The organism is Streptomyces sp. NPDC001634 (genome assembly GCF_040298185.1).
GTDB lineage: Bacteria > Actinomycetota > Actinomycetes > Streptomycetales > Streptomycetaceae > Streptomyces.
Map to the genome: position 1 here is coordinate 22,640 of NZ_JBEOZU010000056.1, position 22,318 is coordinate 44,957.

Genomic DNA, 22,318 nt, shown 5'->3' on the forward strand with positions numbered 1-22,318 from the left:
GAGAGCAGGGGACGGATGACGGGTGAAACGATCGGTATCGGGCTGGCCGTATTGGCGGGCCTGGTGAGTCTGTGGACCAGTGCCCGGGAGGCACGGCTGCAGATGCGGCTGAGCCGCTACGGGCTGCACGCCGAGGGGGTGGTGGTGGACCAGGAGCATCGGCCGGGGGACGATTGTTCGACGCCCGTCATCGAGTTCACCGACCGGCAGGGTCGGCCCGTCAGGTTCCGGCCCCCCGCGACGGGGACGGGGCTGGCCCTCGGAACCCATATACCGGTCGCCTACCTGCCCGAAAAGCCAGGAAGCGCAAGGGTATTCACCCGGAAGTACCGCCTATCACCGATGGTCGGCCTGTTCTTCGGAGGCATGCTCTTCCTCGGCGTCGCGATTGGGTGCGTGCTCACGCGCTGAGCTTGTTCTCCCTCCTCGTTCTCACTAACGGATTCACCGCCAGACCCGTCACGGGACCCATCGGACACGCCCTAGGCCAAGCCGACAACGACCGGCCGCAGCGCAACACGCAAGGAGGCGGCCCCGGACCGACCGGGCCGCCTCCTTGCAACGACATCACGCTTTCAAGTTCAGTACCACTGGACCAGCCGCAATCCCGCACCACTTACCGTGCTGTCGCCAGAGCGGAGGAACTGACAGCGCCAATCGGCTCCGCCTGCCAAGATCCGGACCATACGCGGGCCAACACCGCTTCTCGGGCCTCAACATCCGCCGTTTCCGCTGGTCAATGGGGTATCGAGCCTGTACCACCAGCAGACGAGGAATCCGCTGTGGACGCTCACGCAATTCTGCGAGGCCGCACTCGCCTCCGGCTACATCAGCGCCGAGGACTTCGACCGCACCGTCCAGCCCGCCGCCATGGTCGGCCAGATGTAGATAGATACAGCCAGCCCCCAAAGAGGGGCACGCGTCGGGTTCTGAACTCCACCACGAGCTGCGAACGCGACGACCAGTCACCGAACACTTCCCGGGCCTCCCTGCAACGCCCGGGAAGTGACGGGGAGGGCGCGACCACCGGACACTGACGGCAAGGGCGAATTGGCCATGCGGCTCAGCAGACGCCAGGCCGGCCAATTTTGTCGGGTCGCTACAACAATACGCGACCTCAGCTCACCGCGGTTGTTCCCGGGTAAGGTCGCCGGCTTCGGAGTTGGCATCGGTCACGACGTCATCGTGCAAGAAGGTTCGACGCGGGCGTCCGAGCAGCCGAAATGCACCTCTAACCTGACCTGACGTTCCGTCAGCAAGTCAGCATTGGGTCAGCATCAGCCTGAGTAAAGCTGCCCACAGATGCCCACACCCTGGAATGGCAGACAGGTCCCCGAGGCCTCTTCCGTGTGGGGAGCCAAGGCCTCGCCAACGGAAGGACGACTCGCAAGCGAAGTGGAGCGACACCCGCGATCCGAGCGACCGGGCCCCTCCTTTTCCCCAGGTCAGCGCACCCTTCCACGCGGCTTCAGCGGCACAGCCGGCAGTTCCGGCGCGGGCAACGGATCGCCGTCGTACCCCTTGACCTCACCGAACCTCATCCCAGTCATCCAGTCCGAACGGGCCTGTGCGATGTCCTCCTGGGAACGCCCGATGAAGTTCCACCACATGATCAGCTCCTCCTCGAACGGCTCGCCGCCCAGGAGCATCAGACCCGCGTCCGACTCTGCGCGCAGCGGCAGTTCGGTGCGGCCGCAGCCGAGGTAGAGCATCGAGCCCGGCAGGAGCGGCACACCGTCGACATGGGCCTCGCCGGACATGGACAGGACCGCGTACTCGAAGTCGGCCTCCAGCGGCAGCCGTACGTCCGCGCCACGCGCCAGCGTGAGGTCGGCGCCCACGATCGGCGTGTACGTCGTACCGGGCGACGTCGCGCCGTCGACCTCGCCCAGGATCAGCGTGGCCTTGAGGCCGGGCGCCGTGACCACGGGCAGCTCCGGGTGGTATTCGAAGCGCGGGTCGGTGTGGCGGTGGCTGTCCGGCAGGGCCACCCACAGCTGCGCGCCGTGCAGGAAGCGCGCGTGTGACTTCGGGCTCTCCTCGGAGTGGCTGATCGCCCGGCCCGACGTCATCAGGCCCAGCTGGCGCGGGTGGATGGTCTGGAGGCTGCCCGTCGAGTCGCGGTGCAGCACCTCGCCCTCATGCAGCCAGCTCACCGTCTGCAGTCCCATGTGCGGATGCGGGGGGACCTGCATGCCCGGCTCGTCCGCGATGTCGTCCGGACCGTAGTGATCGACGAAGCACCACGCGCCCACCATGCGGCGGCCCAGGTTGGGCAGCAGTCGGCGGACTTCCGTCGACTCACCGAGCTGAACCCGGCGCGGACTGAGGAGCTCGCGCACCGGCTCCGCCACCACGAACCCGCGGCCACCGCACACGGCGGGCACCGCCTCGCGATCAAGATTGCTCATGTCGCACAACCTAGCCCTGCGCGGGCGCCCACGTCAGGCCATCCGCTCCCCCATCGAGGCGCTCTTGAATCGCACTTGACGTTGGGCGCTTCGCAGGACGTCCGCGGCCTGGCGATTGCGGTCCGAGCGGCCCGTCGGCCGAGTCGACCCACCGGCCGGCCGGTCAGTAACCCAGCAGTGAGAAATAGTAGCCATGGATATAATAGCCATGTACTGTATTTGGCATGAGCTCAGCACCCGAGGGCGCAACGCCCGGCTTCCTCGTCTGGCGGCTGTCGATGAAGTGGCGCGTGGCCGTCGACCGGGCGGTCGCACCCCTGGGCCTGACCCATGCCCAGTACTCGCTGGTGGCGACGTTGTCCGGGATGCACCGCAGCGGCCGGCGTCCCAGCCAGCGGCAGCTCGCCGATCACACCGGACTCGAGGCGCTCTACGTCTCGAAACTCGCCCGCACCCTGGAAGCCGCCGGTCTCGTCGACCGGACCCGTGATCCGGCGGATCCCCGGGCCGTACAGCTCTCGCTCACCGCGCGAGGGCAGGACGTCGCACGGCAGGCTATCCAGGTGGTCCAGCGACTCCACGATCAGCTCCTTCAGCCGCTGGGCGGCCTCGACAGCGCCCGTACGAAGGACTTCACGCGTGAGCTGCGGACCTTGCTCGACGCGCCACTCACCGGCACCGAAGAGGAGCAGTCATGACCACACCCACCCCCGTCGTCAACGGTCAGCTCGTAGGCCTCACCCATTACGCCGGCCGCGCCCTGCTGGAGCGCGTGCTCGCTCGCAGCGGCACCACGTTCAACCAGTCGGCCGCGCTGCGGGCGCTCGCGGACAACGGTGGGGACATCGAGCGTTCCTCACTCGTACGCCTGGTGCGGGATGCACTCAAGGTCGACGAGGCGGCCGCCCGGGCGGCCGTCGACGGACTCATCGGCGACAAGCTGCTGGAAGCGTCCGCCGACGGCCGCGTGTCGTTCACCGACCGCGGCCGGGAGCTTTTCGACGGCATCCAGGCCGGTGGCAAGGAGGTCGCCTCCCGGCTCTACGCAGGCATCCCCCGAGAGGACCTGGAGACCGCCGGGCGCGTACTGGCGCTGGTTCTGGAGCGCGCGAACGCCGAGCTCGCCGCCGTATAACCGGCCCCCGCCCACCTTCCGATGGGTTGTGGAATTTTCAACCAACCTTGGCCGTTGCACGCCCCGTGAGGAGGTCTTCAGTGGAGACGACGTACTACGACCACGGAGCGCCCGCGGAGCGCTGGGAGCGGGCGCAGATGTTCTTCGACGCCAAGGACTACTACGCCGCTGCGCGAGTCCTGGAAGGGCTGGTGGAGGAGGTGCCGGAGCAGACAGGGCCCCGGCTGCTGCTGGCGCGCGCCTACTACCACTCTGCCCAACTGCGTCGCGCCGAGGCCGAGTTGAACAGCATCGTGGAGCGCGATCCGGTGGAGCACTACGCCCGGCTGATGCTGGGCCGCACGCTCCAGCGTCAGGGACGCCATGACGAGGCGCAGTCGCATCTGCGGATCGCCTCGGCGCTCGCGGGCGACTTCACGGAGGTGTGATCCCCCGGGAGCCCGGAGGGGACCGACGGCCCGTGCCCGGGTGAACCGGGCACGGGCCGTCGTGCGCGCGTCGCGGTGTCCGCCGCCAGGCAGCAGCGCCGCCGTCCCGATGGCCCGCTCGACCACCATGCGGCTGCCCACGGCCCCGGCCGCGTCCTCGTCGCCCGCCGCCCTGCCGTGGGAACGACGGCCGTTCGCATCGGGGCACCCGGTGGACATCGGCGGGCTTCTCCGGGCTGGGACGGACTCGGGCCACGGCCTTGGCAGTTGGCCGTGGTGGTCCAGTAGTCGGAGGCGTGTGCCGGAGAGTTCCCGGGGATGTTTGTGACCTGCGCCACCACTGCACCCGGCCCGGCCGTCCCGTCCGCCGCGCGATCCGGCTGTCATGCTGGCGCAATGGCATCCGAACCCGCCCGAACGAACCCGTACGACCGCCCGATCGCCGAGCGGGTCGAAGAACTCCTCGCCGCCGGTGGCCCGTTGCCGATCGTCGCCGCCGGTGATCCGGTGCTGCGCCAGGGGACCGAGCCCTTCGACGGCCAGCTGGAGCCCGCGCTGCTGGCCCGCTTCATCGAGGCCCTGCGCGAGACGATGCACGCGGCCCCCGGTGTGGGACTGGCGGCGCCGCAGGTCGGGGTGGCGTTGCGGATCGCGGTCATCGAGGATCCGGCGCCCGTGCCCGAGGATGTCCGGGTGGCGCGTGGGCGGGTGCCACAGCCTTTCAGAGTGCTCGTCAACCCGTCGTACGAGGCCGTCGGCGCCGAACGGGCCGCGTTCTTCGAGGGCTGTCTGAGCGTGCCGGGCTGGCAGGCCGTGGTGGCCCGGCACGCCCGGGTGCGGTTGCGCGCGCTGGACGAGCACGGGGCCACCGTGGACGAGGAGTTCACGGGATGGCCGGCGCGTATCGTCCAGCACGAGACGGACCATCTGGACGGCATGCTCTATCTGGACCGCTCGGAGCTGCGCTCGCTGTCGTCCAACGAGGCAGTGGCGGCGCGGTGGGCCCAGCCGACACCGGAGCGCGCGGCGCGGTCCCTCGGCTTCCGCCTACCCGGCTGACGCCCCGGGCCAGGGCAGTACGGCCTCGAGCCGGGCGCCCCAACCGTCCCGCTCGGCCCAGTTGTCCTCGAGGCGGGAGAGCAGGACCACGCGGGCGGGCACGCCCGCCTCCGCGTACGCGGCCAGCTTGTGGTGCCCGTCGAGCACGGTCCCGACGAGGAAGCGCTCCTCGTGCGCGGCCTCGACCCACCGGTCCTCGACCCAGCCGAGCACCAGGGCGGCAGGCCGGGCGCCGCCCTCGATCGCCACCCGGTGCCCCGCCACCTGGTCATCGTCCAGAGCGTCCAGCGGCTGCGACGGGAGTACGACGCCGTACGTCGGCACGGGCTCGGTGAGCCGGTGTGTCAGCTGGAAGTGCTCCGTACCCGGCCAGTCGACCGGATCGGGTTCCTGAGACAGGTCCGCTTCGGTGCGGTCCTCCCACCGCCTCACCCACCATGACCGTTCAGGCGTCGCGACGCGTTCCAGGGGCAGGTCGGCCAGGAAGACGCGGTAGTGCCCGGTCTCCAGCTCCTCCAGCAACGGCCTTGACGCATCGAGGAGTTCGGCGTCAAGCGCGTGGACGTCCGAGAGGGCGCCACGCAGCCGGGCGGCTCCCCGTACGGCCCGCCGGGCCGGCCAGTCCAGCAGCCGCAGGGCCGTCTCGCAGGTGTCGCAGATGGAGCCCACCCGGTAGAGCGGCTCGCCCCCGACGAACAGAGACCTGTTCCAGCGCGGCCAGCTCGAACCGGCGGCCGGAGCGTCGAAGTCGATCCGGATGCGTCCCCGCCCCTCGTCGAGCTCGAACCGTGCCCAGGACGGGGACTCGACGACCATGTCGCGAAGGTCGGGCGGAACCCGCCCGGCCGCCGTGACGCCCGCCCAGGCGCGCCGCGCGTTCCGCGTGTACTCCTCGGAGGTGGTCCACAGGGGCAGCAGCGGGTTGCGTCCGGTGATGCGGACGAGCGCATCGTGTACGTCGCCCGCCGGTTCGCCTCCCTTGCGCAGCCACCTGACCAGGTACGGCACCGCTGCGGGGTCCCCCATCAGTTCCAATGCCCTCGCGAACGCCGTGTGATCCAGGCCCGACACTCCGCCCACGCGCTCCGCGAGGGCCCCGGTCCAGCGCCGCTCCCCCAGCCGACCCAGCGCGAGGGCGGCGCGGCCTCCCAGGCCGGTCCTGTCCAGGACGCCCGCGAGGAGCGGCGCGAACGACGGGTCGCCGGACAGCCCCATCGCGTCGACGACGGGCTCCATCATGCCGAGATCGTCGACGAGGCCGCGCAGCACTCCCGCGGGGATCCGCAGTCCGCGCTGCACGGCCGTCGCCAGCACATCTCGGGCATGTTCGCCGCGGGCGCGCTCCAGCAGCCGCAGGAGCGCCGGATCGCCGCTCTCGCCCAGGGACCGCAACAGCCATGTCAGCAGGCGCCGCTGTTCGGGCCCGGCAGCTCCGTACCGCTCCTCCACGGCCTCGACCAGGTCCGGCGGCGGATCGGAAGCGAGCGTGCCGAGCGCACCCCACACGTCGGGGCCCGTCAGGGCACGCTCCAGCCGCTCCCCAGTACCCGCGTCCACCGTGTCCTCCCCTGTCCACCGTCGGCAGGCCGACGGTAGACGACCAGGTCGGCAGCGGCGCGCGAATTATCCGCGGTACGCCTCCAGCAGCCGCAGCCACACCTCGCTGATCGTCGGATACGACGGGACCGCGTGCCACAGACGGCTGATCGGGACCTCGCCGGCGACGGCGATGCTCGCGGAGTGGATCAGTTCCCCGACGGCGGGGCCGACGAACGTGACGCCCAGCAGGGTCTCGCTGTCGAGGTCGACGACCATACGGGCACGGCCGCGGTAGCCGTCGGCGTACAGACCCGCACCCGCGGCCGACGCCATGTCGACGTCCACGGCGCGGACCCGGCGGCCCGCCTGCTCCGCCTCCGCCAGGGAAAGACCCACGGCCGCCGCCTCCGGGTCGGTGAAGACCACCTGCGGCACGGCCGCGTGGTCGGCGGTCGCGGAGTGGGCGCCCCAGGCGTCCGTCTCCAGCAGGGGAACGGCCGCGGCGCGGGCCGCGATCGCCGCGCCCGCGATACGCGCCTGGTACTTGCCCTGGTGGGTGAGGAGCGCGCGACGGTTGACGTCGCCGACCGCGTACAGCCATTCGCTGTCCGTGACTCGCAGGCTGTCGTCGACCGACAGCCACGATCCGGGCTCGAGACCGACCGTGTCGAGGCCGATGTCGTCGGTGCGGGGCGCCCGGCCGGTGGCGAAGAGGATCTCGTCCGCCTCCAGACGGTCCCCGGCGTCCGTGACGACCACGAGGGTGTCGCCCTCGCGCCGCACGGACTCGACCGAGGTGCCGAAGCGTACATCCGCACCGGCCTCCGTGAGCGCCTCGGCGACCAGTTCCCCGGCGAAGGGCTCCATGCGGGACAGCAGGCCCTTGCCGCGGACCAGGAGGGTGACCTGGGAACCCAGGGCCTGCCAGGCCGTGGCCATCTCGGTCGCCACCACACCGCCGCCCACGACGATCAGCCGGCCGGGCACCGACTTCGAGCTCGTCGCCTCACGGCTCGTCCACGGGTTCACCTCGGCGACCCCCGGCAGGTCGGGGAGCAGGGCGCGGCTGCCGGTGCACACGGCCACCGCGTGCCGGGCGGTGAGCACGTGGTGCTCACCCCCGGGGCCGGTCACCGTGACCGTGCGCGGCCCGGCCAGCCGGCCGTGCCCCCGGTACACGTCGGCCCCGATGCCGTCCAGCCAGGCGACCTGGCCGTCGTCCTTCCAGTTCGAGACCTCGTAGTCCCGGTGGGCCAGCACCGCCGGCGCGTCGAGGGCGCCCTGCACGAGGTGGGCGAGGCCCGGTACATGGCGCGCGTCGGCGCGGGCGATCACCGGGCGCAGCAGGGCCTTGCTGGGCATGCACGCCCAGTACGAACATTCGCCGCCGACCAGCTCGCTCTCCACGACCGCGGTGGAGAGACCTGCCGCACGGGTGCGGTCGGCCACGTTCTCCCCCACGGGCCCGGCCCCGAGCACCACGACGTCGTACGCGATGGATTCCGTTTCCGTCATGGGGCCAGTCTGGTTGTTGGTGTGCGCGCGGGCCACCCGGGTACGCGCGCGGAATACATGACTCTGCGTCGCCGTTGTGCACAGCGGCTCAGCCCCGACACCAGGAAGAGGGAAACACGCCATGAGCAACACCGTGGAGCTCACCAAGGAGAACTTCGATCAGACGGTCACGGACAACGACTTCGTCCTGATCGACTTCTGGGCGTCCTGGTGCGGGCCGTGCCGTCAGTTCGCCCCGGTCTACGAGAAGGCCGCCGAGGAGAACCCGGATCTGGTGTTCGGCAAGGTGGACACCGAGGCGCAGCCCGAGCTGGCCGCGGCCTTCGGTATCCAGTCGATCCCGACGCTGATGATCGTCCGGGACCGGGTCGCCGTGTTCGCTCAGCCGGGCGCGCTGCCCCAGACCGCCCTCGACGACGTCATCGGGCAGGCCCGCAAGCTGGACATGGACGAGGTCCGCAAGGCGGTCGCCGAGCAGCAGGCCAAGGCCGAGCAGAACGGCGAGTAACCACTGGCCGGGCGACCGGTGACCGTTGGCTGGGCAGCAGGGTCACCACTGGCCGGGAAAGGGCCGTTGACCCGCGTTCGGGCGGGCGACGGCCTCTTCCGCTGCGCCGGGCCGCCATGCCTGCCGTGTGCTCAGCTCGATTCGCGGTGCACGATCCGTGCTCCGAGCACCTCGTGCGCCTCGGGCACACCCCCGGGATCGCGTACGACCCGGTCGACCAGCTCCGCGAGATCGCGTCCGGACGGCAGTTCGATGTGGACCGTGCTCAGCCGCGGCCGCAGCAGCCGGCCGAGCATCAGGTCGTCGGCGCCGACCACGGCCGTCTCCTCCGGAATGCCCACGCCCTCGTCCTGCAGGGCGCGCATCAGCAGCATCGCGTACTCATCGTTGTACGCGAAGACGGCGTCGAGGCCGAGGGAGCGCCAGCGCGCGGCGAGTCGGGCGGCGGCCTCCTCCTCGTAGGCGAGCAGCAGTTCGGTGACGGTCGCGTCGGTGCCGTCCAGGGCACGCCGTACGCCTTGGAGCCGGGGTTTGGAGAAGAACCCCAGGCCGGGCTCCTGCGGGATGACGACGCCGACCCTGCGGCGGCCCCGTGCCAGCAGGTGCACCCCGGCGCTGTGGCCGACGCCGTCGTGGTCCAGGAGCAGCGCATGGGCGCCCTCGACGCGTTCGGGGCCCAGGGTGACGACGGCGCGGGCGCCGGAGCGCTTGAGGACGTGCACGCCCTGCGGGCCGAGGCCGCCGCCGGGCACGATGACCGCGACCGGGCGCAGTTCGGCCCAGGCGCGGGCGGCCTCGTCGCCGCGCAGGCCGATGCCGCCGTACTGCACGACGGTGTAGTCCAAACGGCTGAGCGCCCACTGCAGTTCGTTGAAGAACTGACTGTAGAGGGGGCCGACCGGCACGTTCGGAGAGGGCATGAGCACCATGCGGCTGTGTCCGGCGCGCAGGCTGCGGGCGGCCGCGTGCGGGACGTACCCCAGCTCCTCGGCGGCCTCGTGGACGCGGCGGCGCGTGGGTTCGCTGATGCGCACTGCGCTGGTGTTGTTGAGGACGTACGAGACGGTCGCGCGCGAGACACCGGCCAGGCGTGCCACATCGGCACTCGTCGGCACGGCGGGTGGTGCGGGCGACGAAGGGACGGGCTGTTCAGGTATCTGCACCATGACGTACCGCATCTTTGCAGAACGGCCGCGGAGGCCGCCGCCCGGGTGCGATCGAGGCGAACCGCCGCTCCCCCCAAGGAAGTTGTGCATTCGGTTCCGGATGCCGCGCCCAGAGGTTACCGTTCAGTAGACGACGTGTCTGCGGAGGTGTCCCCCATGGCTTCCGACCGTACTCCGGGCCTGGCCGAGTGCGCCCGTGCGCTCGCCGCCGGCGAGGTGACCTCCCGCGAGCTCGTGGAGCGCGCGCTGGCCCGGATCGAGGCGACCCAGTCCTCGGTGAACGCGTTCCGGGTGGTGCGCGCCGAGGCCGCGCTCGCCGAGGCGGAGTCGGCCGACAAGGAGCTGGCGGCCGGGATGCGGCGGCCGTTGCTCGGGGTGCCGGTGGCCGTCAAGGACGACATGGACGTGGCGGGCGAGCCGACCGCGTTCGGCTGTCGCGGCGACTTCCCGCCGGTGACCGAGGACGGCGAGGCGGTACGACGGCTCCGGGCGGCCGGAGCGGTGATCGTCGGCAAGACCAACACCTGTGAGCTGGGACAGTGGCCGTTCACCGAGGGTCCCGCCTTCGGCGCCACCCGCAATCCCTGGCATCCCGGCCACACCCCCGGCGGCTCGTCCGGCGGCTCGGCGGCGGCCGTCGCGGCGGGCCTGGTGCCGGCCGCGCTGGGATCGGACGGTGCCGGGTCGGTCCGCATCCCGGCTGCCTGGACGCATCTCGTCGGCATCAAGCCACAGCGCGGCCGGATCTCGACCTGGCCGCGCCCCGAATCCTTCCAGGGCATCACGGTCAACGGGACACTCGCCCGGACGGTCGCGGACGCGGCACTGCTCCTGGACGTGACGAGCGGCAACCACGATGGCGATCTGCACCGCCCGCCGGCCCTCGACGTCTCGGCCGCGGTCGGTCGCGACCCGGGCCGGCTGCGGATCGCGCTCTCGCTGAAGCCGCCCTTCACGGCGATGCCCACGCCGCTGGATCCCGGTATACGGGAGCGGGTGCGCGCGCTCGGGGAGCGGCTGGCCGCGCTGGGGCACGTGGTCGAGGAGGCGGAGCCGCGCTACGGGCAGATCGGGCTCACCTTCGTGCCGCGGGCGACCGCAGGACTGGCGGAGCAGGTACGCGACGCGCCGTTCCCGGAGCTGCTCGATGCGCGCACCCGTGACGCCGCCCGCCTGGGCCGGCTGCTCGGCGGGGCGCCGCTGCGCGTGGCGCGGCGCGCGGAGGCGGCGCTGCACCGGCGCGTCGGGGCGCTCTTCGCGTCGTACGACGTCATCCTCGCGCCGACGACGGCCACTCCCCCGCCGCGTATCGGGACGCTTGCGAACATGAACGGCTGGAACACCGACCGGGCGATGATCGCCGCGTGCCCGTACGCCTGGCCGTGGAACGTGCTGGGCTGGCCGGGCGTCAATGTCCCCGCAGGCTTCGTCGACGGGAGCACCTCCCCGGCCGGGCGAACCCGGGACGTCGGGGGAACGCTGCCGGTGGGCGCCCAGTTGCTCGGCCCGGCGAACAGCGAGCCGCTTCTGGTGTCGCTGGCGGCCCAGTTGGAGGCGGACCTGCGGTGGCACCAGATGTGGCCGCAGAACGGGAACGAGGCGCCGACCGCGGCCGCCTGAATCCGTACTCCTCCGGCGTGGCGTCATCTCACGTCACCCCTGTCGACGGGGCAGTCCCCGGATTCAGACGCATCGCTGTTACCGGCTGCTGTTGTCTGTCAACATCGTGCCGAGGCATAGCGGACGGGGCGCGGGGTGTCCCCAGGGACGGCGTGTCGCTCTCGACCACCCCGGTTCCACTCCGGAATCGTCCTCGGCCAGCTCCACGTACACCCCGGCCGACCCCTCGCCCAGCGCGAACCGCACCAGCTCGTCGCTCATGAACTCCCCCCTCGTCGCACGGCGTTGTGATCCCGGCCTCCGGAACGTACCCTCCTCTGCGCTCGGGTACATCCATGAGGCGCCGCCAGGACCTACGCTGTGACCATGGACGATGCGTCGATGGTGGGCTTGATGGGACGTGTCACGGGAACCGTCGGGCCGGGGCTGGTCGGCGAGGTGATGGTCCGGGTGCGCGGCGGCGCCGAACACTTTCTCGCGTATGCCGCGAACGGGACGGCCCGCATCGAGCGGGGCACGGTGGTGATGGTGGTGGAGTACCTGCCGCCGCGCACCGTGTACGTCGAGGCTGCGTACGACAGTTGAGCTCGCCTCCTCGCAGGTGAGAGTGTCCGCATCAAGATTGCAACAAGGATTCGTCAGCGTCTTCACCCCCGTCTTGCGCAGGCGCACACTCCTCTTCGTTCGGTGCCGGCCCGGCACCAGGCAAAGGGGGCGTATGCCGATGGTCATCGGCGTCGTCGCGGGGGCTGTCGTCCTCGCGCTGGTTTTCGTCGTTGGGGTCTTCAAGCTCATGTGGCGTGTCGCGGAGCCCAACGAAGCACTGATCATCTCCGGTTCGAAGCATCGGACCGAAGGTCTCGAAGAAGGCATGGGTTTCCGTATCGTCACGGGACGCGGCACGCTGGTGCTGCCGGGTGTGCAGGCGGTACGCAAACTCTCGCTCGACCTCAATGAGACCGAACTGCACGTGGACTGCGTGACCCACCAGGGCATTCCGCTGAAGGTGCGGGGCGTGGTCATCTTCAAGGTCGGCGACGACTTCGTGTCGATCGCCAACGCGGCCCGCCGATTTCTGGACCAGCAGAAGCTGATGTCGGAGCGCGTGCACAATGTGTTCGCGGGTCATCTGCGCTCGATCGTGGGCGGGTTGACGGTCGAGGACATGATCCGCGACCGGGAGAAACTCACTGGGCAGACCCGCGCCGCCTGCGGCACGGAGATGGAGAAGCTGGGCCTGATCGTGGACTCCCTGCAGATCCACGAGATCGAGGACCCGACGGGCTACATCCAGAACCTGGCCGCCCCGCACGCGGCGGCGGTGCAGCGGGACGCGCGTATCGCTCAGGCGGAGTCGAACCGTCTCGCCACCGAGGCGGAGCAGCAGTCGTTCGCGCGGATGGCGGAGGCGACGCGGGACAGCGAGATCCTGCAGGCCGGCTATCAGGCCGAGCGCGACAAGGCGGCCGCCAAGGCGCGCCAGGCCGGTCCGCTCGCGGATGCCGCGGCCCGGCAGGAGGTCGTGGTGCAGGAGACCCGGGTCGCGGAGCTGGAGGCGCACCGCCGCGAGCAGCAGCTCCAGGCGGACGTCCGCAAGCCCGCGGACGCGAAGGCGTACGAGAAGCGGACGCTGGCCGAGGCCGAGCGTGACGCGCGGATCTCGGCGGCGCAGGCCAAGGCGAAGGAGACCGAGCTGGCGGCCGCGGCGGAGGCGACCCGGGTCAAGACGGCCGCGGGCGCCGAGGCCGAGGCGACCAAGACGCGGGGTGCGGCCACGGCGGCGGCTACCCGCGCCACCGGTGAGGCCGAGGCGGCGGCGTCCCAGGCCAGGGGGCTGGCGGAGGCCGAGGCGACCAAGGCCAAGGGTCTCGCGGAGGCGGAGGCCATCAAGGCGCGTGCGGCGGCGCTCGCGGAGAACCAGGAGGCCGTGGTCGCCCAGCAACTCGCCGAGAAGTGGCCGGAGATCGTCCAGGCGGGCGCCTCAGCCTTCGGCAACGTCGACAACATGGTGCTCCTCAACGGCGCCGACGGCATGGCCGAGATGTTCGCCAAGGCTCTGACGATGGGCGGCACCGGTCTGGGGCTCGCTCGTCAGCTGCTGTCCTCGATGAACCAGAACGGGACGCCGGCGAACGGCACCGCCGCGCTCAACGGGTCCGCGCCGCCTCGCCCGGAGAAGGTGACAGTGGAGAAGGACGAGGAGTGAACCCGGGCGGTGAGCCGCTGAGGGGCTGAGGCTTCGGGCGTACGGAATCGGTTTCCGTACGCCCGAAGTGCTGTCCGGGGAAGGGCTCAACCCGCGCTGTAGGAGTGCAGGGCGCCGACGGTGCGGCGCACGGCTGCCGTATGTCCGAACAGGCCCGGGAGCCCGCCGGTGTGGAGGAAGACCGTGCGCCGGCCCGAGCGGATGTCGCCGTCCCGGACGGCAGCGATCAGTCCGGCCATGGCGCGCCCGGTGTAGACGGGGTCCAGGACGATTCCCTCGGTGGTCGCGGCCAACTGCATTGCTTCCAGGACGGGTTCGTGCAGGACTGCGTATCCGGCGCCGACCTGGTCGGTACGGATGCGCAGGGAGTCCGCGCCGATACTGCGCCCGGTGAGGGCGCCGGCGAGGTCGGCGACGGTGGCGGCCGGATCGGCCACCGCTCCGCAGTGCACGCCGAGAACGCGCCGCTCGCCCACTGCACCGATCAGTCCGGCCATGGTGCCGCCGGAACCGAGCGCCACCACTACGTGGTCCATGTCGGGCAGTTGGGCGAGCAGTTCCTCACCGCCGTCCACGTATCCTCGCGCTCCCAGGGGACTCGAGCCGCCGAAGGGGATCGGATACGGGCGGGCTCCGTCGCGGCACAGTCGTCGGCAGACGTCGTCGGCGACGCCGGCCAGGGCGCTGGGCACGCCGTCCCCGGCCCAGAAGATCCTCGCTCCGAAGAGGCTGTCGAGCACGAGGTTGCCGGAGCCGTCCGTGGCGCTGTCGGGTGTTCCGGGGAAGACGAGCACGACGTCCAGTCCCAGTCGGGCGCCGGCGGCCGCCGTGAGCCGGGCGTGGTTGCTCTGTGCGGCACCGGTGGTGACCAGCGTGTCCGCGCCGTCCGCGAGGGCGGCCCCCACGATCCATTCCAGTTTGCGGACCTTGTTGCCGCCGCCTCCGAGTCCGATGAGGTCGTCCCGCTTGATCCAGAGGTCGTCCTCACCCAGCCCGAGCGCCGCCGCCAGCCGGGGCAGGGGTTCCAGCGGTGTGGGCCACGTCGAGAGGGCGATCTTGTCACTCATGAAGTCTCCAGGTCGGGCGGAACGTGCCGGGCCTGTCCATCTTCCCGAAGTGACTCCTGGAGATGGATCGCGGTGTCACCGCCACCCGCGAGAAGCCCCGAATTTATGCATTGCCAAATGACAGGTCGGCCGCCTTGAACTCATCCGGTTATGACGGCGCCACCCCACCCGAAGAGGCGCACATTGCACAGCGCCAAATACCGGTAGTATTTTCAGACCGCATTACGCCAGCACACCGGTTTGCGCAGGTGGTACGACCCTTTCCAGGGGGGCCGATAAATGCGCTCCGTCGTATGAGTGAATGGATTATCGTTCTCTTGTGATGTTGGTCGCCCCAATGGGTTACTGAGGATGTCAGATGCGGGTGTGAATACCCCGCCGCTGAGTCAGCGGGAGATCTCGCCTCCTGCTGAGTTCGTCGAGAATACGGGAGAAACAAGCATCCGCCTGGTCGTGGTTCGGGGGCGACATCACGACCTTCGCGCTCAACCAGGTTGAGTCCACGCCGATAGCGACGCGGTGCTCGATTGCGGCATTCCCCGCCTGTGGGACATCACCCGGCCAATCCGCGTGCGAAGCCGCTGCCGGATCCTTTTGTCTCTCCGCACGGCCCACGCCGGCAAATCCCCTCGGCCGGCGTGGGCCTCGTCCCTCCACGACCTCCCGTCCATCACACGACCGCTCGTCCGTCACACGACAGCAGCGAAAGGACACACCATGGCCAGCATCACCTCGTTCACCACCAGCAACCCCGGCTCCGCGGGACAGACGTTAACGGTCGTCGGCACCGGCCTGTCGACCGCCAGCAAGGTCAACTTCGGAAACAAGTCGGCCACCGCGACCGTCGTCTCCGCCACGCAGGTCACCTGCACCATCCCCTCGCTGTGCGCCGGGCAGTACAACGTCAACGTGAGCGTCGGAACGACGACCACGAACTCCCTCCCCTTCTTCTACGCGGCCACCCCGGCCGTCGCGAGCGTGAGCCCGAGCACCGGTCCGGGCACCCCCACCCCCATCACCATCAACGGCAGCGGCTTCCTCAACACCTCCGCCGTCACCTTCGGTGCCATCGGCGCGGGCACCGCGGTGACCGTGGTCAACGACGGCCAGATCACCGTCACACCCCCCGCGCACGGCACGTTCACCGGCAGCCTGGACACCGTCGACGTCACCGTCACCACGCCGGGGGGCACCAGCGCCGTCAGCCTGGCCGACCAGTTCACCTACTACGCCGCCCCTGCGGTCAGCGGCATCAGCCCCACCTCGGGGCCGGCCGGCACGAACGTCACCGTCACCGGAAGCAACCTCGACAGCGTCAGTGACGTGACCTTCACGCTGACCACCGGAGGTACCCCGATCTCGGCGAGCAGCTTCACCTCCGTCTCCGCCACCCAGCTGATCGCCGTCGTCCCCGCCGGTCTCACCGCGGCATCCATCTACGACATCCAGGTCGTCACACCCGGCGGCACCAGCCCGGCCGTGGCCGCCGACCAGTTCACCGCAGCCTGACCCTCCACTGCCCAGGAACTGCCGCTCGCGCGGCAGTTCCTGGGCAGCACTCGGAGCGCATGGACCGCTGCGCCCTGGCACGGCTCGGCGCCAGGGCGCGGCGCGCCCGCCCCTTCACGTGGACAGGAGTACGTCATGGCGCCGATCATCAACAACATCAGTCCGAACCAGGGCCCGGCCGCGGGGGGTACGGCTGTCACACTCACCGGCAGCGGCTTCACCAACGCCTCAGCGGTGAAGTTCGGGACGACCGCGGCACAGTTCGCCACGGTCAGCGACACCAAGATCAGCTGCACCGCTCCCCCGGGATCCGGTGCGGTCGCAGTCACCGTCACCACCTCGAGCGGTACCAGTAACAGCGTCACTTACACCTATCAGGCCACCCCCGTGATCAGCTCGCTCACTCCCAACCAGGGCGCCACCGCAGGTGGAAACACCGTCACCCTCAACGGCACGAATCTCTCGGGTGCCACCGCGGTCACTTTCGGCACTCTCAACGCCACCATCACCGGAAACACGAGCACACAAGTCACCGTGGTCGCTCCCGCCGGAGGGGCCGCGCCGGTCAACGTGTCGGTCACTACGGCCGGAGGCACCAGCACGTCGCTGCCGTATTACTACGTCCCCCTCCCGACCGCCAACAGTGTGGACCCCGACCTGGGCCCGACGGCCGGACACAACACCGTCACCATCGCCGGATCCAACCTCACCCTCACCAACGCCGTGCGCTTCGGTTCCGTCGCCGCCACCGGCGTCGTCGTGATCTCCGACGGTCAGATCACCGCCCAGCCCCCCAGCGGCACCGGAACGGTGGGCGTCACTGTCACCACGCCCGGCGGGACAAGCCTCCCCGGGATCGACAACCCCACCTACACCTATGTCGGGCCCCCGGTGATCAACACACTCAGTCCCAGCCAGGGGCCGGCTGCCGGCGGCAACAGCATCACCGTCTCCGGCGTCAACCTGACCTACACGGACAGCGTCACCGTCGGCGGAACGTCGGCCTCTTTCGTCACGGTCTCCGACAGCCAGGTCGTGGTCACCGCCCCCGCAGGCTCAGGTACCCGCGCCGTCGTCGTCCGCGGCCCAGGGGGCACCAGCAACAGCGCGTCCTACCAGTACACGTCGTGACTCCCCGTCAGCCTCGGACACGCCGTACGGCGGCATCCGCCGTATGAGCCAGGCGGTCGTCCCCGCCGAGCGCGAACTCGTCGGCGACCTCGTCAAGGGGCCCGCCAGATGTTGTCGAAGGCCTGTTTTTCGATGGTGCGCCGTTGTCGTACGGCGGTCAGTTCCGTCACCGCGTCATCGACGGCGGCCAGCACCGTCTCAGCCGCTTCGTCCATCACCTCCGGGAGTCGTCCGCTCGGGGTGTCGCGGATTCCGACGGCCGTCGCGAGCGCGGCGAGCACGGGCTCCCCGGAGTTCCATCGGTCCGCCGCCTCCCGGCGGGCCTGGGAATCGACCAGCACCGCCTCACCTGTCCAGGAGGGCAGCCAGCGGCGGTGCTGTCGCGCGAACAGCCCCTCCTCCTCGAAGGCGGCCAGATACGCCGAGGACAGACCACGCCCTCTGCGCCACAGCCGGTCCTCGACCGACTCGTACGGCATCTGCCGGACGAGTGACGACGCGGCATCACGCAACAGACGATCATCGGTCACCGGCGGGTCGGCCGGCACGATGAGGTCTCCGTCCAGCGTGAGGGCCCGGGCGTCGATGAGATCGAGCAGCTCGGCTCCCGCGAGCGCGAGCGACAGGTCACCGGGCTCGGCATGACGGCCGGGGGCGGCATCCAGAGCGACGATCAGCAGGTCCCGTGCAGTGGTCATACGTGGCTCCACGTCAGAGGCATCGGTGGCAGTACGTCGGCTGAGCGGACGCTCCAACAGCCCGACAGTAGCGCGGCTGCGTCAGGAGCGGTCGGTCGAGGCCGGAGCGCCGTCCGCCGGCGCGCAGCGCGGTCCGGGGACGCCATGCCGGACGACGGTCCCCATGCGGTGCGGGAAACCGATGCGCAGGACACCGGCTGCGACGGCAGCCGTGAGGACCACGACGGCGGCCAGGATCAGGGCCTGGTGGTAGCCGTGGCGGAGCAGCGGGGCGACAACCAGGGGGCCGATGATCTGGCCCACGGAGTACCCGGCGGTCAGGAGGGCGACTGAGCGGGGAAACCGCAGATGGGCGCCCGCGGCCAGGGCGAGGGTGCTGACGCCGATGAACGTCGCGCCGAAGAGGACGGCAGACATCAGCGCCGCTGCCACTGCGCCGGTCAGGGCGGGCAGGGCGATCCCGACCGCCTGGATGACGAGCGCGGCGACCAGCAGGTCGGGGCGGGACCAGCGGCGTCCCAGCCGGGCCCACACCGCCGAGGACGGTACGGCCGCAAGACCGACCAGCACCCAGGCGCCGCTGCCGACCCAGCCCGCGGAGCTCTGTCCGATTGCGGCGGCGAGGAAGGTGCCGGCGACGATGTAGCCGATGCCTTCCAGGGTGTAGCTGACGAACAGGGCGCTGAACCAGCGGTGCGTGCGCACCTTCGGCCTGGCGGCCGCCACGGTCCCGGTGGGTGCGGGGGCTTCCTCGGGACACAGGGTCCAGGAAACGGCGGCGAGGACCGCGCAGAGCGCTGCCGAGGCCCACCAGGCGGTCTGCCAGTCGGAGCCGGTGCGCAGCGCGAGGACCAGCAGCCCGGACAGGGCGATACCCGCGCCGACTCCGCCGAAGGCCCAGCCGGGCAGGTGGGCGGGGTGCTCCCTGAGATGGCTGAGGAGGGAGCTGACGGCGATGACGAAGATCAGGGCGCTGGCGATCCCGGCCGACAGACGCAGTACGAACCACGCGGCGGTGCTGTGCGTGGTGGGCATCGCGGCCAGGGTGGCGGTCAGTACGAAGAGTGAGCAGCGCAGGACGAAGGCCGAGCGGACCAGTGCGGGGACGAGGATGCCGGAGAGGGCGCCGAGGAGGTAGCCGATGTAGTTGGCGGTGGCCAGGCTCGCGCCGGCGCCCGCGGACAGCCCGGCCTGCGTGTGCATGAGAGGAAGGATCGGGGTGTACACGAACCGGCCCACGCCCATGCCGGCGGCGAGCGCCGCGGCAGCCCGGGCGACATGGACCCAGGGCGAGCGGGGTGAGGTGCCTGTCGCGGCGGGTGAGGTGGCGGTTCCGGCGGGAGAAGGGCGCTGGATACGCGCACTCATGACGCACTCGTGGGGGAAGCGGGGCCGTCGGTGGGCCCCGGGTCGTTGGGGTGGGGTTCCAGTGCGGTGACGGTGAGGGTCATCCACGGGCGCAGCGGCAGCGTGCCGAGCACCTTCTCATGGAGCTCTTCCTCGTCGGCGGCACGCCAGATGCCGTAGCTGCGCAGCTCGCCGACCGGACGCCACAGCCGTACGAGGTTGCCGGTGGCGGCCAGTTCCCCGGCGCGTACGGCTTCGGCGGCGCGCCGGCGGTCGACCTCTTCCTGGCTGGTGCCCTCGGGAACGGTGGTGGTGATCTCGACCAGGAACTCTCGCATCGTCTTCCTCCAAGGAGCCGCGCGCTCCGAGGGAGCGGGCACGCCGGCGGGTGCCATGGGTTCCATCGTGGAGCTGTCACCTGAGCAGTCGCCACGACCGGCTGCCTTGCTGCTGAGAGGCGCGGCCTCCCACCGACGTAGCATGGCGCGCGTGGAACTGCGCCAACTGCGGTACTTCCTGGCGGTCGCCGAGGAACTGAACTTCGGCCGGGCCGCCGAGCGGCTGCTGATCGCCGGCCCTTCCCTGTCGCAGCAGATCAAGGCGCTGGAACGCGACCTCGGCGTGCGGCTGTTCGACCGGGACCGGCGCTCCGTATCGCTGACTCCGGCGGGCGCGGCCCTGCTCCCGCACACCCGTGATCTGGTGGAGCGGGCCGACGATCTCAAGCGCCGCGCCCGTCGTCTGGGCGGCTCGGAGCCGGTACGGCTCGGTTACGTCAACTGGCTGCCCCCGGACCTGGCCGCCCGCACCGCCGCGGTGGCCCAACTGCACGTCGACGCCTGGGTGGCGCCCTCCCACACCCAGGCCGCCCGGGTCGCGGACGGCAGTCTCGACGTCGCCGTGTGCTGGGTGCGGACCGAGGACCTGGCACGACAGGGCCTCAAGGCCCGGCTCATCGGCGCCGACCGGTTGTACGCCGTGTCCACCGGCGCGGACGACAGCGACGTACGGGTGCAGGACACGACGGTTCTGCTCGACGACGACGCCACGTCCTGGGCGTCCTGGAACGACTTCGCCCAGCGGCTGTCCGGGGAAACCGGCGCCCGAACGGTCCGTATCTCCGACGGCGGCATCACCGGCCCCGCGTTCTTCGACCACGTCCGCCGCAGCCGCCGCCCGGTCGTCAACTCCCCCAAGGGCCAGACCACTCCGCTCCCGCCCGACCTGGTCCGGCGCCCCCTGATCGGGCCGAAGGTCTACTGGACCTGGTCCCTGGTCTGGCGCGGCGGCGAGGAGCGCACCGCGGTCCGGGCGGTCGTCGACGCCCTGACGGAGGGCGTCGGCGACCTCGGCATCAACGCCCCGGACGCCTGGCTGCCGGACGACGACCCCTACAAGCGGTGACCGCCCTTTGCACCCCCTACGGGCGGTGACAGCCCCTCAGCTCGAAATCCCTGCAGCCAGGAACGTCGAGACGGCCGCGGTGAATGCCTCGGGCGCCTCCCGGTGGATCAGATGGCCGACCGGGATGGTGACCACGCTCCCGCGGGGAACCCGGCGCGTCAGTTCGGCGATGCCCTCCTGGGGCATATGGCTCCCTGGGCCGCCGGCCAGCGCGAGGGTCTCGGCGGTGATCTCGCCGAGCCGCTCCAGCCAGCGGGGATCAGGCCGGTCGAGCTGCCGCCTGACGGCGAGCACCATCTCCCAGTCGAAGGTCAGGTCGCCGTCCGGACGGGCCGGGGTGGTCGGCCGGCGGGGCCGGGGGACCGGAACGTCCTCCAGGACGAGCCGGCTCACTCGCTGCGGATGGTCCTGGGCGAGCAGGTAGGCCACGACCCCGCCCAGGGAATGGCCGATGAGGTCCACCGTGCCGAGTCCCTGGGCGTCCAGGAACCCGAGCACATCGGCACGCATGAGCTCGAGGGAGTACTCCCCCGGCCAGTCGCTCCGGCCGTGCCCGCGGAGATCGAGGGCGTACACCCGCCGGCTGTGGGCGAGGACCGGCGCCACCTCGTCCCAGGTACCGGCGTCCTCGCCGAGGGCATGCAACAGGACGAGCGGCGGGGCGAGCGGCGGGCCCGACACCTGACAGGCCAGCCGGATGCCTCCCACATCGACCGAGTGGTGATCAACCATGTCCGGAGGCTATGCCGCAAACCCGGTCCCGCCGACCGCCGTTCACCAGCAGCCGAAACGCGAGGGCCGTGCCGCCGGCGGAGCGGATGCACCTCCGCCGAGGCGCCCCGATCCTGGTAGGAGGGGGAAGACCGCAAGGAGGGCACGATGTCCGTGATGGACAGGCTCAAGCAGATGCTGAAGGGCCACGAGCAGGCGGGCAAGGGCATCGACAAGGGCGGCGAAGCCGTCGACGAGAAGACCCGGGGCAAGTCCGGTCAGGTCGACAAGGGGCCGGACGCACTCAGGGAGCAGCTGCGGTCCCAGCAGGAGAAGGACACCCCTCCGGAGCCGTAATCACGGGGGCTGCGTCCGCGTGCGCGCCGGGAGGCTCTACCGTGTGCCGCGTGACTGCCTTTACCGATGAAGACGTCCCCGGCCGCTACGGACCCTCCGCGACCACCGAAGCCGACCCCCGCCAGGTGGGGCGGGTGCGGACCGAGTACTCCCCCGCGCACGACGGCGACCCCGACCCCGGGGAGATCGTCTGGACGTGGGTGCCGTTCGAGGAGAACGACGGGCGCGGCAAGGACCGCCCCGTGCTCGTGGTCGCCCGTGAGGCGGCCGGCACGCTGCTCGCCGTGCAGCTGTCGAGCAAGCGGCACGACGGCGACCGGGAGTGGGTGCCGATAGGCAGCGGGCCCTGGGACCGGTCGGGGCGCGACTCGTGGGTGGACGTGGACCGCGTGCTGCGGCTGCACGAGGACGGCATGCGGCGCGAGGCGTGCGCACTCGACCGGATGCGGTTCAACCTCGTGGTGCACCGGCTGCGGGAGCGGTACGGCTGGAACTGAGACCCGAGGT

The 22,318-nt window shown here is 70.9% G+C and carries 24 protein-coding genes; 14 read left to right on the forward strand and 10 right to left on the reverse strand.

All coding sequences use genetic code 11. From position 1 onward, the window contains the following. The first annotated feature begins 15 nt into the window (after positions 1–15). Positions 16–411, forward strand: a complete 396-nt coding sequence (locus ABT186_RS30810) for a DUF3592 domain-containing protein (RefSeq protein ID WP_351927828.1) — start codon at positions 16–18, stop codon at positions 409–411. A 1,034-nt stretch (positions 412–1,445) separates the two neighbouring features. Here ABT186_RS30810 and ABT186_RS30815 read toward each other — a convergent pair. Beyond that, entirely contained in the window at positions 1,446–2,411 is a 966-nt protein-coding gene (locus ABT186_RS30815) for a pirin family protein (RefSeq protein WP_351236008.1), read from the reverse strand. A gap of 224 nt (positions 2,412–2,635) precedes the next feature. Between ABT186_RS30815 and ABT186_RS30820 the strand changes: the two genes are divergently transcribed. From ABT186_RS30820 to ABT186_RS30835, 4 genes are all read left to right on the forward strand, one after another. Then, complete coding sequence (locus tag ABT186_RS30820; RefSeq protein ID WP_351927830.1) at positions 2,636–3,109, forward strand: MarR family winged helix-turn-helix transcriptional regulator; 474 nt, start codon at positions 2,636–2,638, stop codon at positions 3,107–3,109. Further along, positions 3,106–3,546, forward strand: a complete 441-nt coding sequence (locus tag ABT186_RS30825; RefSeq protein WP_351236004.1) for a MarR family winged helix-turn-helix transcriptional regulator — start codon at positions 3,106–3,108, stop codon at positions 3,544–3,546. Before ABT186_RS30820 ends, ABT186_RS30825 begins: the two co-directional genes overlap by 4 nt. 80 nt (positions 3,547–3,626) lie before the next feature. Continuing rightward, positions 3,627–3,974 (forward strand): tetratricopeptide repeat protein, encoded by a 348-nt coding sequence (locus ABT186_RS30830; protein WP_351236002.1) that lies wholly within the window; start codon positions 3,627–3,629, stop codon positions 3,972–3,974. Positions 3,975–4,370: 396 nt separating this feature from the next. After that, a complete protein-coding gene (locus tag ABT186_RS30835) occupies positions 4,371–5,033 on the forward strand; it encodes a peptide deformylase (RefSeq protein ID WP_351236948.1) in 663 nt (220 codons plus the stop codon). Here the strand turns inward: ABT186_RS30835 and ABT186_RS30840 are convergent. Together ABT186_RS30840 and ABT186_RS30845 are read right to left on the reverse strand one after the other, a co-directional pair. Continuing rightward, complete coding sequence (locus ABT186_RS30840; protein WP_351927832.1) at positions 5,022–6,590, reverse strand: hypothetical protein; 1,569 nt, start codon at positions 6,588–6,590, stop codon at positions 5,022–5,024. The genes ABT186_RS30835 and ABT186_RS30840 overlap by 12 nt on opposite strands. Before the next feature lie 66 nt (positions 6,591–6,656). Beyond that, positions 6,657–8,087 carry a dihydrolipoyl dehydrogenase family protein gene (locus tag ABT186_RS30845; RefSeq protein ID WP_351927834.1) on the reverse strand — a complete coding sequence of 477 codons (1,431 nt, stop codon included), beginning with the start codon at positions 8,085–8,087 and terminating at the stop codon, positions 6,657–6,659. A gap of 121 nt (positions 8,088–8,208) precedes the next feature. Here ABT186_RS30845 and trxA point away from each other — a divergent pair, with 121 nt between their 5' ends. Next, entirely contained in the window at positions 8,209–8,595 is a 387-nt protein-coding gene (gene trxA, locus ABT186_RS30850) for a thioredoxin (protein WP_351236954.1), read from the forward strand. A 131-nt stretch (positions 8,596–8,726) separates the two neighbouring features. Here trxA and ABT186_RS30855 read toward each other — a convergent pair whose 3' ends face one another. After that, on the reverse strand, positions 8,727–9,761 hold the full coding sequence (locus ABT186_RS30855; protein WP_351236956.1) for a LacI family DNA-binding transcriptional regulator: 1,035 nt from the start codon (positions 9,759–9,761) through the stop codon (positions 8,727–8,729). A 156-nt stretch (positions 9,762–9,917) separates the two neighbouring features. On the opposite strand from ABT186_RS30855, the gene ABT186_RS30860 reads away from it, so the two are divergent. Continuing rightward, positions 9,918–11,381 (forward strand): amidase, encoded by a 1,464-nt coding sequence (locus ABT186_RS30860; RefSeq protein ID WP_351927836.1) that lies wholly within the window; start codon positions 9,918–9,920, stop codon positions 11,379–11,381. Between the two features lie 78 nt (positions 11,382–11,459). Here ABT186_RS30860 and ABT186_RS30865 read toward each other — a convergent pair whose 3' ends face one another. After that, positions 11,460–11,642, reverse strand: coding sequence for a hypothetical protein (locus ABT186_RS30865; protein ID WP_351927838.1), 183 nt, complete (start codon positions 11,640–11,642; stop codon positions 11,460–11,462). A 105-nt stretch (positions 11,643–11,747) separates the two neighbouring features. On the opposite strand from ABT186_RS30865, the gene ABT186_RS30870 reads away from it, so the two are divergent. Together ABT186_RS30870 and ABT186_RS30875 are read left to right on the forward strand one after the other, a co-directional pair. Further along, entirely contained in the window at positions 11,748–11,966 is a 219-nt protein-coding gene (locus ABT186_RS30870) for an NfeD C-terminal domain-containing protein (protein ID WP_351236960.1), read from the forward strand. Between the two features lie 133 nt (positions 11,967–12,099). After that, entirely contained in the window at positions 12,100–13,587 is a 1,488-nt protein-coding gene (locus ABT186_RS30875; RefSeq protein ID WP_351927840.1) for an SPFH domain-containing protein, read from the forward strand. A gap of 86 nt (positions 13,588–13,673) precedes the next feature. Here ABT186_RS30875 and ABT186_RS30880 read toward each other — a convergent pair whose 3' ends face one another. Further along, positions 13,674–14,654, reverse strand: coding sequence for a D-cysteine desulfhydrase family protein (locus tag ABT186_RS30880; protein ID WP_351927842.1), 981 nt, complete (start codon positions 14,652–14,654; stop codon positions 13,674–13,676). Positions 14,655–15,371: 717 nt separating this feature from the next. On the opposite strand from ABT186_RS30880, the gene ABT186_RS30885 reads away from it, so the two are divergent. Together ABT186_RS30885 and ABT186_RS30890 are read left to right on the forward strand one after the other, a co-directional pair. Continuing rightward, a complete protein-coding gene (locus ABT186_RS30885; RefSeq protein ID WP_351231831.1) occupies positions 15,372–16,163 on the forward strand; it encodes an IPT/TIG domain-containing protein in 792 nt (263 codons plus the stop codon). A gap of 135 nt (positions 16,164–16,298) precedes the next feature. Continuing rightward, a complete protein-coding gene (locus tag ABT186_RS30890) occupies positions 16,299–17,294 on the forward strand; it encodes an IPT/TIG domain-containing protein (RefSeq protein ID WP_351231830.1) in 996 nt (331 codons plus the stop codon). Positions 17,295–17,386: 92 nt separating this feature from the next. On the opposite strand, the gene ABT186_RS30895 is transcribed toward ABT186_RS30890, so the two are convergent. The 3 genes from ABT186_RS30895 to ABT186_RS30905 form a co-directional block, all read right to left on the reverse strand. Then, a complete protein-coding gene (locus tag ABT186_RS30895; RefSeq protein ID WP_351231828.1) occupies positions 17,387–17,992 on the reverse strand; it encodes a GOLPH3/VPS74 family protein in 606 nt (201 codons plus the stop codon). A gap of 81 nt (positions 17,993–18,073) precedes the next feature. Continuing rightward, the gene (locus tag ABT186_RS30900) at positions 18,074–19,237 is read right to left on the reverse strand and encodes a YbfB/YjiJ family MFS transporter (RefSeq protein WP_351927868.1); all 1,164 of its coding nucleotides are present in this window, start codon (positions 19,235–19,237) and stop codon (positions 18,074–18,076) included. A 119-nt stretch (positions 19,238–19,356) separates the two neighbouring features. Further along, entirely contained in the window at positions 19,357–19,677 is a 321-nt protein-coding gene (locus ABT186_RS30905; protein ID WP_351231837.1) for a muconolactone Delta-isomerase family protein, read from the reverse strand. 142 nt (positions 19,678–19,819) lie between these two features. Here ABT186_RS30905 and ABT186_RS30910 point away from each other — a divergent pair, with 142 nt between their 5' ends. Beyond that, positions 19,820–20,743 (forward strand): LysR family transcriptional regulator, encoded by a 924-nt coding sequence (locus tag ABT186_RS30910; RefSeq protein WP_351927844.1) that lies wholly within the window; start codon positions 19,820–19,822, stop codon positions 20,741–20,743. Between the two features lie 36 nt (positions 20,744–20,779). Here ABT186_RS30910 and ABT186_RS30915 read toward each other — a convergent pair whose 3' ends face one another. Beyond that, positions 20,780–21,475, reverse strand: a complete 696-nt coding sequence (locus ABT186_RS30915; protein ID WP_351231824.1) for an alpha/beta fold hydrolase — start codon at positions 21,473–21,475, stop codon at positions 20,780–20,782. A 147-nt stretch (positions 21,476–21,622) separates the two neighbouring features. Here ABT186_RS30915 and ABT186_RS30920 point away from each other — a divergent pair, with 147 nt between their 5' ends. Continuing rightward, positions 21,623–21,811, forward strand: coding sequence for an antitoxin (locus ABT186_RS30920; protein ID WP_351231822.1), 189 nt, complete (start codon positions 21,623–21,625; stop codon positions 21,809–21,811). Positions 21,812–21,861: 50 nt separating this feature from the next. Next, a complete protein-coding gene (locus tag ABT186_RS30925) occupies positions 21,862–22,308 on the forward strand; it encodes a type II toxin-antitoxin system PemK/MazF family toxin (RefSeq protein WP_351927846.1) in 447 nt (148 codons plus the stop codon). The last annotated feature ends 10 nt before the right edge of the window (positions 22,309–22,318 follow it).